Here is a 15447-nt window from a genome sequence, read left to right as displayed (position 1 = left end):
CCCTGGAGAGATCGCCATGACCATCGCCACCGACGACCGCCTCCTCAGCGAACTGGAGCGCCAGCAGAAGTACCTCAACAAACTGCCCGATGATTTCGAGTTCCCGCTCTTCAACTCCCGCCAAGCCCTCGAGTCGCAGCGCCGCAACGGCTACCGCCACACCGCATCGGCGGCGCGCGAGATTGTCGACAACGCGATCGAAGCTGGCGCATCGCAGATCCACGTGATCTTCGAGCGCCCGAAGCGGTTAGCTCAGTTCCAGCGCAAGGAGTCGGTCTCCGCCGTTGCCTTCATCGACAATGGCGCTGGCATGCTGCCCATGATGGCCCGCTACGCCCTGAGTTGGGGCGCCGGCACCCACTTCGACGAGCCGGACTTTATCGGCAAGTTCGGTTTCGGGCTTCCGAACGCCTCGATCAACCAGACGCGACGCGTGGAGGTCTACACCAAAACGCGGGACGCCAAGGGGATCACCAAGGCATGGCTCGACGTCAACGAGGTCCAGCAGCATGGACTTCAGAAAATCCCCGCTCCTGAGCCATCGGCATTGCCGGATTTCGTCCAGCAGTATCTGGCGAAAGAGAAGATAACCTTTGACCACGGCACGGTCGTAGTTTGGGTCCTTCCTGACCGCCTGAGCTATCGCACAGCCGGATCGCTCCGAGAGCACTTGGTCGATGATTTTGGCGTCACGTATCGTAGCATGCTCGACGGCGTCGAGTTGTACGTTGACAGCACCTTGGTCGAACCAGTCGATCCCCTCTTTCTAGATCCCGATGCGCGACTGTTTTTGCCCGAGGACGAGGGAGGAGCGCATTGCAGTTTCGATCGAACAATCCCGGTCCGCTTTTTCCTCGACAAAACCACCGGTGCATTACATCTCCGCAAACTCGAAAGTGCGGCTGATCTCGAGGACGAAGACAGCGAACTGAGGGCTGCTGGTACTATTCATATTCGCATCAGCAGGCTGCCGCCGACATTCATGTCAGGAAATAAGACTGATGGCGAAGACGAGTTCAAGCGCTTCGAAATCCGCAAGCCCCGACGCGGAATGTCCTTCGTACGTGCGGGTCGGGAGATCGAAACACTGGACGCTTTTCCGCGTTCGGCGCGCGACATTGCCTCAGGTCTCGGTAAATGGCCGCTCCTCCAAGGATACGCCTACTACTGGGCAATCGAGGTCCGATTTGAGCCGGCGCTCGACGAGGTTTTCGGGATCACCAACGACAAGCAGACGGTCCGGCCGATCGAGGATTTTTGGCGGCTTCTTGTGGCCGATGACATCGATCGGCTCGTCAGAGACGAAAACGCATGGCAGGCAAAGAAACGCAAGAAGGTGCCCAAGCCTGAACCGGATAAGGGCCCGACGCCCGCCGAGCAGGCCGCTGCCGCGGCCGACAGCGCGGCCGGCCGCGGGCCGCAGGTTCCGGACAACCAGAAGGAGGATGTCCGCGATCGGCAGGAGGTGGAAGCGAAGCGCGTCGCGGCCACGACCGGCGCTTCGCTGCAGGCAGCTCTGGCAGCCCTAAAACAGGAGGTGAAACGGCGTCCCTATAAGATCGAGTACGTCACACTCGCTCATGGGCCCTTCTACGTGCCGGAGTGGGGACCTGGTGTTCAGGTGATCGTCAAGATCAACCAAGCACACCCATTTTACACGACGCATTACGGCGAACTCATGCGTCTCCAGGATGCACAACTGCCGAAGCAGGCGGCTGACGTCCTGCTGATCGCGCTCGCCAAGGCCGAACTCACCTGCGACGATGAGCAGGCGCAGGTCTGGTACAAGCGCCAGCGTGAGAGCGTCTGGAGCCCATTCCTGGCCGACGCGCTGACGGTACTGGGGCAGACCATGCGTCCTGGCGACAACGATCCGGTCGACTCCGAGCCCGCGACGCCCGATGATGAGGACGACGCCGACCCTTCGGCTGAAGCCGCGGAGTAAGCCCCGCGACCCGGCAGGTGCGAGCCAGCCGGGTCACCGGAACTTCGAGGCTTGGAAAAAAAGTTCCCCTTGTCCGTCGCCAAGGAGAAATCCTGGCGATACTCTGAGTACAGCTCGAAGGCAGTGTAGGCGCGGTTACTCCGCCATGTCCCCCGGACGCTGCATCCGCCTTTCCCGCTGGAGTCAAAGGCTGATGCAACGTTACGGAGACGCCACACATGCGCCCGACGCAATCCCCGAATCTTGACCGCCACGATCTGTTGATCGACTTCCTCGCCGGCAGTAAGCGCGCTCACGGTCCCTTCTTCAAGGCGTTCATGCCGGTGATGTTGTGCCAAGCGCGCAAGATCGCTCCCGACCTCCCGGCCGACCTCTGGCAGGACATCATTCAGGGCGCCTTCTTGATCTTGGTGCAGACGAACTCGAGCAAGTACGACCCGACCAAGGGGTCACCCGAGGCCTTCGTCGGACTCGCGGTCTGGGACGCGATGCGGCGCGTTCGCTCGGAATACGCCGCACCGGGGCAGATGACCCGCCGCGAGAACGAGCGCAAGAAGAAGGGCGCGAGCTCGACCTCTACGCCGCCGGCACCGACCGACCCATTCGTGCCGCCCGCCCCACCGCAGGTCATCGCATTCGATGATCTGTCCGCTGAGATCGCTGGGGGAATGGAAGAATTTGCCGCTGTCGAGCACCGCCTCGACGCCGTGAAGATCATGGCACGGGCCGAACGGCAGATCGCAACCGCTCTGGGGCTCATCCACTGGGAGGACGCCTCGAAGGGTGACGCTGCGGCGCATGTCGCGCTGCCTCGCACCACCCTCAATGATCGGCTCAAGGCGTTTGGCCGGCTGTTCGCTATCGCCGCCTGAGCAGCGGTTTGGGGGCTGCGTCGAGTGGTCCCCAAACCCGTTGTGGCTTCCGGTTCAGCGATGGTCGTTCGGCGCGGGCCGCGCGCCGATGTCGAGGGTAAAAACCCGGATCGGCCTCTCGACCCTGTCCTTGCCGTCGTTGAACGGCGCCATCCGGTCGAACTCGGCCGCCGGCAGCCACGGGCGGCCCTGCGCGTCGATCCACATCGCATCGAGCCAGACGAGGCGCGGATCCTGCACCAGCGTCGTGGTCGCGCCGTCGGGCGCGACCTTCAGGACCGCGAGACGGCCGGTGTCGCTGACGTAGAGGTTGCAGGCCGCGTCGATGGAGGTCCCCCGGTCGAGGGCGTGTCGGCGAAGGTCTCGACATGCCTGGCGAACTCCGCGCCGGGGAGCGACGGTTCGTCGAGGTAGCGGGTCTCGATCCGCGACATCCGTCCTGAACTCGGCTGGTAGTAGAACCAGCGCCCGTCCAGCGACATTTCGAGTTGGTCGGCGTGTATATGCAGCGGCTTGCCGTCGGGACCGTGCATCGGCTTGCCCTCGGCCGAGACGGGGCGGTCGCTCACCGTCGAGGGATGGCGATCGAGGACGCGGCGCGCTTGCCCCGAGGCGAGATCGAGCACGATCATGCCCGGCGCGCCCGCATCGGTGAGGTAGGCGTGGGCGCCGTTGAAGCGGACGTCGTCAACGAAGCTATCTGCCTTCGTTGCGGCGGCGGCCTCTAACGGGGCGGGGCCAAGAGAAGCGTGAGGAACGCCCGCTTGGCCCTGTCACCCCGGCCGCACCGCGGGCCAATGATGATGCAGATCGTCGATGACGAAGGCATGGGCGTGTCGGCGCGAGCCGCCGCCTTCGAGGTGGGGGTGGTCCGGCCGCAGATCGGCATGGACATGCTCGACCACGTCTGGGTCCGAGACCGGCCACAGCGCGGCCGCCGCGGTGATGGCTGCCAGGGTGAGCACGCCGAGCACGGCCAGCGTGACCGGCATACCGACCGTGGCGCCGAGCCAGCCCGCCAGCGGATAAGTCAGTAGCCACGCGACGTGCGAGAGGGCGAACTGCGCCGCGAAGACGGACGGCCTGTCGCCGGGCGAGGCGGAGCGACGGAGCAGGCGACCGGTCGGCGTCTGCGCGGCCGAGTAGCCGATGCCGAGCACCAGCCACGTCGCCAGCAGCACCGGCCATCCGATGACGCCACCCCAGGTCGAGGCGGCGAAGGCGAGCAGCACCACCCCGAGGAGGGCCGCGGAGGGTAGCATCACGGCCCGGTCGGGCAGCCTGTCGAGAACCCGCGGCAGCAGCAGGGCCGCCAGCATCGAGCCGCCCCCGAACAGGCCGAGCGCGACCGCGACGTCGTTCTGCGGCCGCTGCAGGATGGCCTGGACGATCACGACCGTGTTGACGATGACCATCGAGCCGGCCGCGGACACGGCGAGGTTCAGGGCCAGCAGACCACGCAGACGCGGCGTGGCGAGGTAGATCCGCAGGCCCCGGGTCGTGCGCTCGTAGATCCCGGCCCGCCGCTCGGGCGGTGTCGGCGACGGCAGCGACACCGAGACGACCAGGGCGGCCGAGCAGAGGAAGCCGACGACCGTGCCGCCGAACAGCCAGTGGAAGTCGATGACCGTCAGCAGCAGGGCGGCGAGCGTCGGCGAGAGCAGGTTCTCCAGGTCGTAGGCGAGCCGCGAGAGCGACAGCGCCCGGGTGTAGTCGCGCTCCTCGGGCAGGATGTCGGGGATGGTCGCCTGGAAGGTCGGGGTGAAGGCGGCCGAGCAGGACTGGAGCACGAAGACCAGGACGTAGACCTGCCAGATCTGGTCGACGAAGGGCAGGATCAGGGCGACGCCGGCCCGGACAAGGTCGGTCGCGACCAGGAAGGCGCGGCGCGGCAACTGCCCCGTGAAGGCGTTGGCGACCGGCGCCACCAGCACGTAGGCGACCATCTTGATGGCCAGCGCCGTGCCGAGCACCGCGCCGGCCTCGGCCCCGGCCAGCCGGTAGGCCAGTAGCCCGAGGGCCACGGTCAGCATGCCGGTGCCGATCAGGGCGATGACCTGCGCGGCGAACAGGTGCCGGTAGGTTCGGTTCGCGAGGACAGCCAGCATCAGAGGTACTTCGCGAGCGCCTTGAACTCGGCGAGCGCGGCCTTGGCGGACTTGCCGCCGTCCGCGACGCCGTCGCCGATGCAGTGCTCCATGTGGTCCTCGATCAGCACGCGCTTGGCGTTGCCGATCGCGCTCTCCACCGCATGGAGTTGCTGGGCGAGGTCCACGCAGGGCCGTCCCTCCTCGATCATGGCGATGACGCCGGCGAGATGGCCGTGGGCGCGCTTCAGGCGCTTGACGATGTCGGGATGCGAGGCGTGCATGTGATCCATGTTGACATCCTATCCCCCTGGAGGGGATAAGGGAAGGGTGTTCGACGCGCCGGGTGGTCCGGTGCCGGTTCGGGAGTGGTGGTCGGGTGTCGTTCGGGCGGCGTCTCATGACGGTGACCGTCGCGTTGCTGCTGGCGGCGGTGACGGTGCTGCCGCTGCTCGCCGAGGCCCATCACGCGGCTTCAGGGCCGATCGCACACGCCGTCCAGGGGTTGGCGGGCCCGGCCCATGCGGCGGACCATCAGGACGCCGACGAGCTGATCCACCACGTCCAGTCGCACGCGCAGGGCGTCGTGCCTGCTACTTCGAAGGCTCCTGCCACCGAGGACGGCGCGACCGTGGCCTTCGCTTTCGCGGACGAAGCTGCCCGGACCGGTAGTGGCGTGCGGGGACCATTCGAGCCGCCGAGGGGCTGAGGCCACCCGCCTTTCCCCTCCTCGAACGACGGCACCGACGCCGCGCGGGCGCGTGGCCGGCCGTCCCATGGCACCGACATGTTCAGACGTCTCATCCCCGTGCTGCTGGCCGTCGCCGGCGGCTTCCTGATCGCGGTCTGGTGGCCCGGCGCGCCCGATGCGGTCCGCACCATGGTGGCGGGCACCAGGGGCGGCGACGCGCCCGCCAAGCCCGGAGCGATGCCGGCGGCGGCACCGGAGCCGGAAAAGCCCGGCCTCGTCAGGCTGACGGATGCCCAGGTCACCAAGGCCGGCATCCGTGCGGAGGCTGCCGGCGGTGGCCGACTTTCGCGACATCTGCATGTGCCCGGCACCATCGTCCCAAGCGCCAACCTCACCGCCCGCATCGCGGTCAAGACGACCGGCACGGTGGTGGAACTGCGCAAGGGGCTCGGCGACCGGGTCGGGAAGGGCGAGGTCGTGGCCCTGCTCGACAGCCGCGAGATCGCCGAAACCAAGGGCGAGTACCTCACCGCCCGGGTCACCGCCGACCTGCAGAAGACGCTCTACGAGCGCGACAAGGCGCTCTGGGACAAGCGCATCTCCTCCGAGCAGCAGTACCTGCGCTCGCAGGCGAGCTACCAGGACCTCAAGGTCAAGGAGGACGCGGCCCGTCGCAAGCTGTCCTTCCTGGGTCTGAGCGCGGCCGAGATCGAGGCGCTCCCGAACCAGCCGGAGGCGCAGTTCGAGCGCCAGGAGATCCGCTCGCCCATCGCAGGCAAGGTCGTGGAGCGGCGCGTCGACCTCGGCGCCGCGGTCGGGCGGGACAACCTGGAGACCGAGCTCTACAGCGTCGTCGACCTCTCGAAGGTCTGGGTCGACCTCGCGGTCAGCCCCGGCGATCTGCCGCTGGTGAGCGAGGGTCAGATGGTGGCGGTCCGGACCGAGGCCACCGGCGATACGGCCCGCGGACGTATTGTGTTCATCGGTCCCGTGCTCGACCAGAACACGCGCGCGGCCCGGGTGGTCGCCGAGATCGCCAACGCCGGCGAGATCTGGCGCCCCGGCTCGTTCGTGGCCGCCGAGATCGAGGTCTCGGACAAGCCGGTGCGCGTGCTCGTCCCGAAGGACGCGATCCAGACCCTGGAGGGCAAGCCGAACGTGTTCGTGCGGGTGGCGGACGGCTTCGAGGCGCGGCCCGTCACGGTCGGCCGATCCGACGACGACGACGTGGAGGTGACGGCCGGGCTGGAGCCGGGAGAAGCCGTGGCGGTCGCCAACAGCTTCACGCTGAAGGCCGAACTTGGCAAGACCGCGGCGGAGGACTGAGCCATGATCCGCCCGATCCTCGCCTTCGCGATCGCCAACCGCTACGCGGTCATCCTCGTGACGCTCATCGCCGCCGTCTTCGGGGCGTGGTCGCTGGCGCGGCTGCCCATCGACGCGGTGCCGGACGTCACCAACAACCAAGTCCAGATCAACGCCATCGCACCGGCCCTGACCCCGGTCGAGATCGAGAAGCAGGTCACGGTGCTCGTCGAGCGGGCGCTCGCAGGCACCCCGGGCCTGGAGAGCATGCGCTCCTTCTCGCGCAACGGGTTCGCCCAACTCACTGCCGTGTTCAGCGACAAGGTCGACGTCTACTTCGCCCGGCAACAGGTCAACGAGCGCCTGATCGAGGTGCGCGCAAGCCTGCCGCCCGGGGTCGAGGTGCGGCTCGGGCCGATCTCGACGGGGCTCGGCGAGATCTACTGGTGGGCGGTCGAGTATCAGCAGCCCGGCGAAGGCACGCCGGTGAAGGACGGCAAGCCGGGCTGGCAGTCGGACGGCAGCTATCTGACGCCCGAAGGCGAGCGGCTGAAGTCCGACTTCGAGCGTACCGTCTACCTGCGCACCGTCCAGGACTGGATCATCCGCCCGCAGATGAAGAGCGTGCCCGGGGTGGCGGGCGCCGACGCCATCGGCGGCTTCGTGAAGGAGTACCAAGTCCAGCCCGACCCGATGAAGCTCGTCGGCTACGGGCTGTCCTTCGCCGACCTGACGCGGGCAATCCAGGCCAACAACGCCACCCGCGGCGCCAACTACGTCGAACGCAACGGCGAGGGCTACGTCGTCCGCGCCGGCGGCCTGATCGAGAACCAGGACCAGATCCGCGAGATCGTCGTAGCGACCCGCAATGGGGTGCCGATCCTGGTGAAGGACGTCGCCGAGGTCGGGATCGGGCGGGAACTGCGCACCGGCTCGGCCAGCGAGAACGGGCACGAGGTGGTGCTAGGCACCGCGCTGATGCTGATCGGCGAGAACAGCCGCACCGTCTCGGCCGCCGCCGACGCCAAGATCCGGGAGATCAACAAGCTCCTCCCGCCCGGTATCCAGGCCCGGACCCTGCTCAGCCGCACCGACCTCGTCGACGCCACCATCAGGACGGTCGGCAGGAACCTCGCCGAGGGCGCGCTGCTCGTAATCGCGGTGCTGTTTCTGGCGCTCGGCAACATCCGGGCGGCGATCATCACGGCGCTCGTCATCCCGGTGACGATGATGCTGACGGCCACCGGCATGCTGGCGGGGCGCATCAGCGCGAACCTGATGTCGCTCGGCGCCCTCGACTTCGGCCTCATCGTCGACGGGGCCGTCATCATCGCCGAGAACAGCCTGCGGCACCTGGCGGAGCGCCAGCACGCGCTCGGGCGCAAGCTCAGTCTCGACGAGCGGCTGGAGACCGTGCGGGTCTCGGCCGAGGAGATGATCAAGCCGAGCGTCTACGGGCAGGCCATCATCATCCTGGTCTACGTGCCGCTGCTGACCTTCACCGGGGTCGAGGGCAAGACCTTCACGCCGATGGCCCTGACGGTGCTGATCGCACTGGTGGCCGCATTCGTGCTGTCGCTGACCTTCGTGCCGGCGATGGTCGCGACCTTCATCACCGGACGGGTGAGCGAAGGCGACAACCTCCTCATCCGCGCCCTGAAGGCGGCCTACCGGCCGGTGCTCGCCGGCGCGGTCCGGGCGCCGCTTGCCTTCATCCTGGGAGCGGTCGCGCTGCTCGGGCTGGCCGGGGTTCTGGCGACGCGGCTCGGGCAGGAGTTCACGCCGACGCTCGACGAGAAGAACATCGTCATGGAGGCGCGGCGGATTCCGTCGACCTCGATCACGCAGTCGCAGGCGATGCAACTCGGCGTCGAGGAGGCGATGAGCAAATTCCCGGAGGTGGCCTTCGTCTACTCGCGCTGCGGAACGCCCGACATCGCCGCCGACCCGATGCCGCCCAACGCGTGCGACGCCTACCTGATCCTGAAGCCGCAATCGGCATGGCCGAACCCGGACGAGACCAAGGAATCCCTCATCGGACGCATGGAGGCCGAGGCGAAGTTGATCCCGGGCACGCTGCTCGGCTTCTCGCAGCCGATCCAGATGCGCTTCAACGAGCTGATCGCGGGCGTGCGCGACGACCTCGCGGTGAAGGTGTTCGGCGAGGAGTTCGGACCGATGGTCGAAGGGGCCCGGAAGATCGCGGGCATCTTGCGCGGCCTGGAGGGGGCCGCCGACGTGAAGGTCGAGGAGGCGGTCGGGCTGCCGTTCCTTGAGATCAGGATCGACCGGGGCGAGATCGCCCGGCGCGGCCTCAGCATGGCGGACGTCCAGGACGTCATCGGCACCGCCATTGGCGGCAAAGATGCAGGCTTGGTTTTCGAGGGCGACCGGCGCTTCGCCATCGTGGTGCGGCTCGCCGACGGCGTCCGGGGCGACGTCGAGGCACTGAAGAACCTGCCGGTGCCGCTGCCGCCCTCGCAGGCCGCGTCCGCGCGGGCAAGCACCGGGGTTCCGGCCGGCCCGCTTCCCGCGAGTGGCATGAGCGTGCCGCTCCGCCAGCTCGCGACCTTCACCTTCACCGAGGGACCGAACCAAGTCAGCCGCGAGAATGGCAGGCGACGGGTCGTGGTGACCGCGAACGTGCGCGGACGCGACATCGGCTCGCTGGTGGCCGAAGCGCAGGAGCGCATCGCCCAGGACGTGAAACTCCCGGCCGGCTACGAGGTGAAGTGGGGCGGGCAGTTCGAGAACCTGACGGCAGCGCGTCAACGCCTGATGGTGGTGGTGCCGGCCTGCTTCGCGCTGATCTTCATCCTGCTGCTCGGGGCGCTCGGGTCGGCCCGGGATGCGGCCATCGTGTTCAGCGCCGTGCCGATGGCGCTGACCGGTGGCGTGGCGGCGCTGTGGCTGCGCGACATGCCGTTCTCGGTCTCGGCTGCCGTCGGGTTCATCGCGCTCTCGGGCGTGGCGGTGCTGAACGGTCTCGTGCTCTTGAACCACATCCGGCAACTCGTGACGGAGGGGATGGCGGTGCCCGAGGCCGTGCGCGAGGGCGCGCTGACGCGGTTGCGGCCTGTGGTGATGACGGCTCTGGTCGCCGCGCTCGGCTTCGTGCCGATGGCCTTGGCCACGGGGACGGGCGCGGAGGTGCAGCGGCCGTTGGCGACCGTGGTCATCGGCGGCCTGGTGAGTGCGACCTTGCTGACCCTGCTGGTGCTGCCTGCACTCTACGCTCGCTTCAGCCGCACTGTCCCAATCATGGAGACTTCCCCCGTAGCGCCAAGCCTGCCGGTTCCGGCCGAGTGAGGAGACTCGATGGCCCCTCGATTAGCCACATGGTAAGCCAACGATTATCAGCCAACGGCAGGCTGCAGATCGTTCAAGTCCAGCTCGCCCATTCACGCCCGCAAGGTCCAGGTCGCGAACCGGGCTTGCTCGGGTATCGTACTTCTGAGGCATATCGGGAGGCGGCCGGGTCGGCTCCAACGAGCGGACGTGAGTGTCGGTGCGACCCCGGATCGATCGTGAGGCGCGGACGCTTACGAGATTTCGACGCGGCCCGCAGGCCAAACTCCCTCAGGAAAGCCTTCCGATGATGAACAGGAGGGCAACCAGCGCCAACACCAGCCCCGTCACCCAAGCCATCGTCCGGTCCGCAGCACGGCGCACACCCGGGCGAACCCGGCGCCTGCCGCGGGGCCTTGAGCCATAATCGAGTTGCGAACGGGCGAGCTTCTTTCCGGCCATGACCGTCAGACCGGCAGATGCGCGCCTTCGGCAGCGAGACTCTCGTCCTCGACCTGGACGGTCACGTGCTCAATGCCGTGCCGCTCCTTCAGCAGGCCGCGCACCGCCCGGATCACCGCTGGGCCGCCAGCGACGTCGTCGACCACGACGTGACCGCTCATGGCGTCGAAGCCCGAGGTCAGGGTCCAGGCATGCAGGTCGTAGGCGCGCCGCACCCCCGGCATCGCCTCGATCTCGGTCTTGAGCACCGCGAGATCGATGCCGGGCGGCGTGCCCTCCAGCAGGATGTGCAGCGCCTCGTTCAGCAGGCGCCACGTGCGCGGCACGATGAACAGGCCGATGCCGGCACCCACGAGCGGGTCGACCCAGCGCCAGCCCGTCCCCATCACGACGAGAGCCGCGAGAATCACGCCGAGCGAGCCCAGCATGTCGGAGAAGACCTCGAAGTACGCACCCTTGACGTTGAGACTCTCCGCCGAGCCTCCGGCGAGCAACTTCATGCTGGCGAGGTTCACGCCGAGGCCGACGAGGGCGACCAGCATCATCGGCCAGCCGAGGATCTCGGTCGGCTCCACGAAGCGGCGGTACGCCTCGTACAGGATGTAGGCCGTCACCCCGAGCAGCACGACGGCGTTGGCGAGCGCCGCGAGGATCTCGAAGCGCATGTAGCCGAAGCTCTTGCCCGGCGTCGGCGCCTTGCCCGCGTAGTGGATGGCCAGCAGTGCCAGGGCGAGGCCGCCCGCATCCGTGACCATGTGCGCGGCGTCGGCGAGCAGCGCGAGGCTACCGGTCAGGAGACCGCCGACGACCTCGGCCGACATGTAGGTCAGCGTCAGTCCCAACGCCCAGGCGAGCCGGCCCTTGTTCCGGGCCGCCGCCGAGCCCGACGGGATGCCGCCCCCGTGCGAATGCCCGTGGCTGCCCCCGTGCGCGTGTCCGTATCCCATCTGTCGCTTCCGAGTTCGTGACGAGGTTTCCGGCCGAGGGTCTCAGGGGGTGATCCCACCGATGAGATCGGCCACGTGGGCGCCGGCCCGATGCCCGGTCTCGGCGCGGTGGGTCTCGGAGCAGGCCGCGTAGCCGGGACCGAAAGCGGTCATGACCAGCTCGCGGCGTCCGTCCGGCGCCTCGCGGCTCGCCAGCAACGCCCGCCCTTGAGGCCAGAGCTCCGAATCCGCCGTGGGTCCGGGACCGGGCTCGCCGTAGCGTCGCACGCCCTCGTCGTGGATGGCCCGATGCGCCTTCGCGAGAGCGTCCCCCGAGAGCGGCACGCCGACCCAGACCACTTGCTGCAATCCTTCGGTCCGGCAGATCACCAGCACCACCTCGGCCGTCCCGGGTCCCGTGGCCGGCCGCCATCCGTGCGGGTAGTAGAGCGCGGTCAGGTTCGCCTCGCGGTCGACCTTCATCGGGCGCGGTACATTGGCGACCGGTCCCCAGGTGAAGCCGAGCGGCGCCTCGCCATCCTTCTCCGCCGCCGATGGCGTACGTGCGAGGGCAAGTCCGGCCAGCGCGGCCGCCCAGAGGGGAGCGGCCCGCATCGGCCTACTCCGCCGCCTTGAGCTGCCGCGGCGCGGTCTCCGGCAGCCGCGCGGTCGCCTTCGCGGGTGCCACCTTGCCGAACCGGGCGTACAGGGCCGGCAGCACCACCAGCGTCAGCAGGGTGGCGCTGATCAGGCCGCCGATGACCACGGTGGCGAGCGGCCGCTGGATCTCGGCACCGGTCTCGGTCGCGACCGCCATCGGCACGAAGCCGAGCGAGGCGACCAGCGCCGTCATCGCCACCGGCCGCAGCCGGGTCATGGCCCCCTCCAGGATGGCCTCGCGCTTCGGCCGCCCCTCGGCGACGAGTTGCTTGATGAAGGTCAGCATGACGAGACCGTTGAGCACCGCCACGCCCGAGAGGGCGATGAACCCGACCGCCGCCGGCACCGAGATCGGCATGTCCCGAAGCCAGAGGGCCGCGATGCCGCCCGTGAGGGCCAGCGGAACCGCGCTGAACACGAGAAGTGCGTCCCGGGGCGAGCCCAGCGCCGAGTAGAGCAGCAGGAAGATCAGGAAGAAGCAGACCGGCACCACCACCAGCAGCCGCTTTTTGGCCGAGGCGAGGTTCTCGAACTGGCCGCCCCAGGTCACGTAGTAGCCGGAGGGAAGCTGGACCCCGCTCGCGACCTTGGCCTGCGCCTCGGCGACCAGGGAGCCGATGTCGCGGCCGCGCACGTTGGCGGTCACCACCACCCGACGCTTGCCGTTCTCGCGCGAGATCTGGTTCGGCCCCTCGGCGACGCTGAAGGACGCCACCTGCTTGAGCAGCACCGAGGACGCCCGCCCGTTCGGACCCGGCGGCAGCGGCACCGGAATGTTCTCCAGCGCCTCGCGGTCCTCGCGCACCTTGTCGGTCAGGCGCACGACGATGGGAAAGCGGCGATCCCCCTCGAACACGACCCCGGATTCCCGGCCGCCGATGGCCGCGCCGATGACCTCCTGGATCGCGCCGGTGCTCAGCCCGTAGCGGGCGGCCTCGGCCTTGTTGATCTCGATCTCCAGGAACGGCAGGCCGGCCGTCTGCTCGACCTTCACATCCTCGGCGCCGTCGATGCCTTTCAGCACCGCCGCGACTTGGTTGGCCGCTTTGAGCATCGGCTCGAACTCCTCGCCGAACACCTTCACGGCGAGGTCGCCGCGGCTGCCGGCCAGGAGCTCGTTGAAGCGCAGCTGGATCGGCTGCGAGAACTCGTAGACGTTGCCGGCGAGCTGCCCGACCGCCTTCTCGATCTGCTCCTGCAACTCGGCCTTCGACAGGCTCGGATCGGGCCACTCCTCCTGGGGTTTGAGGATGACGAAGGTGTCCGAGGAGTTCGGCGGCATCGGGTCGGAGGCGACCTCCGCCGTGCCGGTCTTCGAGAAGACGTAGGCGACCTGCGGGAACCGCGAGACGGCCTTCTCGACGTTGAGCTGCATCGCCTGGGACTGGGTCAGCGAGGTCGAGGGGATGCGCGTCGCGTTGAGCGCGATGCTCTTCTCGTCGAGTTGCGGAATGAACTCCGTGCCGAGGCGGGTGAACAGCGCGCCGGCCCCGACGAGGAGCAGCAAGGCCCCGCCGACGAACGCGAAGGGCGCCCGCACCGCCGCGCCGAGCACGGGCCGGTAGGCCGCCTTCAGCGCCCGGATGATGAGGTTGTCCTTCTCGGTGACCTTGCCGGTGATGACGATGGCGATGAGGGCCGGCACGAAGGTCAGCGACAGCACGAAGGCCGCCACCAGCGCGATGATGACCGTCATCGCCATCGGCTGGAACATCTTGCCCTCGACCCCGGTGAAGGTCAGGAGCGGCACGTAGACCAGGATGATGATGGCCTGCCCGTAGAGGGACGGCTTGATCATCTCCTCGGCCGAGGCGCGGACCGTCTGCAGGCGTTCCTCGGTGTCGAGCTTCCTGCCGAGTTCGTGCTGCTTCTCGGCGAGGTGTCTGAGCGCGTTCTCCGTGATGATGACGGCACCGTCGACGATGAGGCCGAAGTCGAGGGCGCCGAGCGACATCAGGTTGGCAGAGATCTTGGCCTCGACCATGCCGGTCATGGTCATCAGCATGGCGACCGGGATGACCAGCGCCGTGATGATGGCCGCCCGGATGTTGCCGAGCAGCAGGAACAGGATGACGATGACGAGGCCTGCGCCCTCGGACAGGTTCTTGGCCACCGTCTTCACGGTCGCCTCGACGAGGCGGGTCCGGTCGAGCACGGTCTGAACCTCGACGCCCGGCGGAAGCGACTTGCGGATCTGCGCCATGCGGGCGTCGACGGCGGCCGCGACCGTGCGGCTGTTCTCGCCGATCAGCATCAGGGCCGTGCCGACCACGACCTCCTGCCCGTCCTCGGAGCCCGATCCCGTGCGCAGGTCCTTGCCGATGCGCACCTCGGCGATGTCCCTGATCCGTACCGGCACGCCGCCGCGGGTGGCGACCACCACGGCCCCGATATCGTCCATGCCCTCCAGCCGGCCGGCCGCGCGCACGACGTAGCCCTCGCCGTTGTCCTCCAGGTAGCGCGCGCCCTGGTTGGCGTTGTTGGCGTCGAGCGCCCGGCCGACGTCGCCGAAGGACAGGTCGAGGGAGGCGAGCTTCGTCGGATCCGGCTGGACGTGGTACTGCTTCTCGAAGCCGCCGATGCCGTCGACCCCGGCCACGCCCGGCACGGTCTTGACCTGCGGCCGGATGATCCAGTCCTGGACGGTGCGCAGGTAGGCGGTCTGCTCCAGCTCCGTTCGGAGGCGCTGGCCCTCGGGCGTCAGGTAGCTGCCGTCGGGCTGCCAGCCCGGCTTGCCGGCCTCCGAGACCTTGCGCTCGCCCGGCTTCGCGTAGTGGATCGACCACATGTAGATCTCGCCGAGCCCGGTCGAGATCGGTCCCATGGCCGGCTCCGCGCCCGGCGGCAGGTCCTTTTTCGCCTGGGCGAGGCGCTCGGCCACCTGCTGGCGCGCGAAGTAGATGTCGAGCCGCTCGTCGAAGACCGCGGTGACCTGCGAGAAGCCGTTGCGCGAGAGCGAGCGCGTGTATTCCAGCCCCTTGATGCCGGCCAGCGCGGTCTCGACCGGGTAGGTGACCTGCTTCTCGATGTCGACGGGCGACAGCGAGGGCGCGGTCGTGTTGATCTGCACCTGGTTGTTGGTGATGTCCGGGACGGCGTCGATGGGCAGCTTCGTCACCGCGTAGCCGCCGAAGCCGGCGGCCAGCAGCGACAGCAGCAGGACGAGCCAGCGCTGGTGGACCGAGAAGTCGAGGATCCTCGAGATCATGTC

At 68.3% G+C, this 15447-nt stretch carries 12 protein-coding genes; 5 read left to right on the top strand and 7 right to left on the bottom strand.

Going from position 1 to position 15447, the window contains the following annotated elements; translation table 11 throughout:
• Positions 1-16 precede the first annotated feature (16 nt).
• Together ACP56T_RS11035 and ACP56T_RS11030 are read left to right on the top strand one after the other, a co-directional pair.
• Positions 17-1945 (top strand): ATP-binding protein, encoded by a 1929-nt coding sequence (locus ACP56T_RS11035; RefSeq protein ID WP_430912158.1) that lies wholly within the window; start codon positions 17-19, stop codon positions 1943-1945.
• 218 nt (positions 1946-2163) lie between these two features.
• Positions 2164-2817 (top strand): hypothetical protein, encoded by a 654-nt coding sequence (locus tag ACP56T_RS11030; RefSeq protein WP_430912157.1) that lies wholly within the window; start codon positions 2164-2166, stop codon positions 2815-2817.
• A 54-nt stretch (positions 2818-2871) separates the two neighbouring features.
• Here ACP56T_RS11030 and ACP56T_RS11025 read toward each other — a convergent pair whose 3' ends face one another.
• The 4 genes from ACP56T_RS11025 to ACP56T_RS11010 all read right to left on the bottom strand — a co-directional run bounded on the left by ACP56T_RS11025 (position 2872) and on the right by ACP56T_RS11010 (position 5197).
• Complete coding sequence (locus tag ACP56T_RS11025) at positions 2872-3057, bottom strand: hypothetical protein (protein ID WP_430912156.1); 186 nt, start codon at positions 3055-3057, stop codon at positions 2872-2874.
• A gap of 32 nt (positions 3058-3089) precedes the next feature.
• Entirely contained in the window at positions 3090-3449 is a 360-nt protein-coding gene (locus tag ACP56T_RS11020; RefSeq protein ID WP_430912155.1) for a hypothetical protein, read from the bottom strand.
• A 141-nt stretch (positions 3450-3590) separates the two neighbouring features.
• Positions 3591-4925: an MFS transporter gene (locus tag ACP56T_RS11015; protein WP_430912154.1), complete on the bottom strand. Its 1335-nt coding sequence runs from the start codon at positions 4923-4925 to the stop codon at positions 3591-3593.
• Positions 4925-5197 carry a metal-sensing transcriptional repressor gene (locus ACP56T_RS11010; protein WP_430912153.1) on the bottom strand — a complete coding sequence of 91 codons (273 nt, stop codon included), beginning with the start codon at positions 5195-5197 and terminating at the stop codon, positions 4925-4927. Before ACP56T_RS11010 ends, ACP56T_RS11015 begins: the two co-directional genes overlap by 1 nt.
• Before the next feature lie 107 nt (positions 5198-5304).
• Between ACP56T_RS11010 and ACP56T_RS11005 the strand changes: the two genes are divergently transcribed.
• The 3 genes from ACP56T_RS11005 (at position 5305) to ACP56T_RS10995 (ending at position 10209) form a co-directional block, all read left to right on the top strand.
• On the top strand, positions 5305-5613 hold the full coding sequence (locus ACP56T_RS11005) for a hypothetical protein (RefSeq protein ID WP_430912152.1): 309 nt from the start codon (positions 5305-5307) through the stop codon (positions 5611-5613).
• Between the two features lie 78 nt (positions 5614-5691).
• Positions 5692-6921, top strand: coding sequence for an efflux RND transporter periplasmic adaptor subunit (locus tag ACP56T_RS11000; RefSeq protein WP_430912151.1), 1230 nt, complete (start codon positions 5692-5694; stop codon positions 6919-6921).
• Between the two features lie 3 nt (positions 6922-6924).
• Entirely contained in the window at positions 6925-10209 is a 3285-nt protein-coding gene (locus tag ACP56T_RS10995; RefSeq protein ID WP_430912150.1) for an efflux RND transporter permease subunit, read from the top strand.
• Positions 10210-10655: 446 nt separating this feature from the next.
• On the opposite strand, the gene ACP56T_RS10990 is transcribed toward ACP56T_RS10995, so the two are convergent.
• From ACP56T_RS10990 to ACP56T_RS10980, 3 genes are read right to left on the bottom strand one after another with little or no spacing between them, the layout of a single operon-like run.
• Positions 10656-11597 (bottom strand): cation diffusion facilitator family transporter, encoded by a 942-nt coding sequence (locus tag ACP56T_RS10990; RefSeq protein WP_430912149.1) that lies wholly within the window; start codon positions 11595-11597, stop codon positions 10656-10658.
• Positions 11598-11639: 42 nt separating this feature from the next.
• On the bottom strand, positions 11640-12191 hold the full coding sequence (locus ACP56T_RS10985) for a threonyl-trna synthetase (RefSeq protein ID WP_430912148.1): 552 nt from the start codon (positions 12189-12191) through the stop codon (positions 11640-11642).
• 4 nt (positions 12192-12195) lie between these two features.
• Positions 12196-15444, bottom strand: a complete 3249-nt coding sequence (locus ACP56T_RS10980) for an efflux RND transporter permease subunit (protein WP_430912147.1) — start codon at positions 15442-15444, stop codon at positions 12196-12198.
• Positions 15445-15447: the final 3 nt, after the last annotated feature.

Source organism: Methylobacterium endophyticum (genome assembly GCF_050591105.1).
Taxonomy (GTDB): Bacteria; Pseudomonadota; Alphaproteobacteria; order Rhizobiales; family Beijerinckiaceae; genus Methylobacterium.
Note: the sequence above shows the minus strand (reverse complement) of the source record. Positions and strands in the feature narration are given on the sequence as shown.

Excerpts from the sequence above, each read along its gene's own strand:
- ACP56T_RS10985 (WP_430912148.1), bottom strand. The coding sequence starts at position 12,191 with ATGCGGGCCGCTCCCCTCTGGGCGGCCGCGCTGGCCGGACTTGCCCTC.
- ACP56T_RS10995 (WP_430912150.1), top strand. The coding sequence starts at position 6,925 with ATGATCCGCCCGATCCTCGCCTTCGCGATCGCCAACCGCTACGCGGTC.
- ACP56T_RS10990 (WP_430912149.1), bottom strand. The coding sequence starts at position 11,597 with ATGGGATACGGACACGCGCACGGGGGCAGCCACGGGCATTCGCACGGG.
- ACP56T_RS11010 (WP_430912153.1), bottom strand. The coding sequence starts at position 5,197 with ATGGATCACATGCACGCCTCGCATCCCGACATCGTCAAGCGCCTGAAG.
- ACP56T_RS11000 (WP_430912151.1), top strand. The coding sequence starts at position 5,692 with ATGTTCAGACGTCTCATCCCCGTGCTGCTGGCCGTCGCCGGCGGCTTC.
- ACP56T_RS10980 (WP_430912147.1), bottom strand. The coding sequence starts at position 15,444 with ATGATCTCGAGGATCCTCGACTTCTCGGTCCACCAGCGCTGGCTCGTC.
- ACP56T_RS11005 (WP_430912152.1), top strand. The coding sequence starts at position 5,305 with ATGACGGTGACCGTCGCGTTGCTGCTGGCGGCGGTGACGGTGCTGCCG.
- ACP56T_RS11035 (WP_430912158.1), top strand. The coding sequence starts at position 17 with ATGACCATCGCCACCGACGACCGCCTCCTCAGCGAACTGGAGCGCCAG.
- ACP56T_RS11020 (WP_430912155.1), bottom strand. The coding sequence starts at position 3,449 with ATGATCGTGCTCGATCTCGCCTCGGGGCAAGCGCGCCGCGTCCTCGAT.
- ACP56T_RS11015 (WP_430912154.1), bottom strand. The coding sequence starts at position 4,925 with ATGCTGGCTGTCCTCGCGAACCGAACCTACCGGCACCTGTTCGCCGCG.
- ACP56T_RS11030 (WP_430912157.1), top strand. The coding sequence starts at position 2,164 with ATGCGCCCGACGCAATCCCCGAATCTTGACCGCCACGATCTGTTGATC.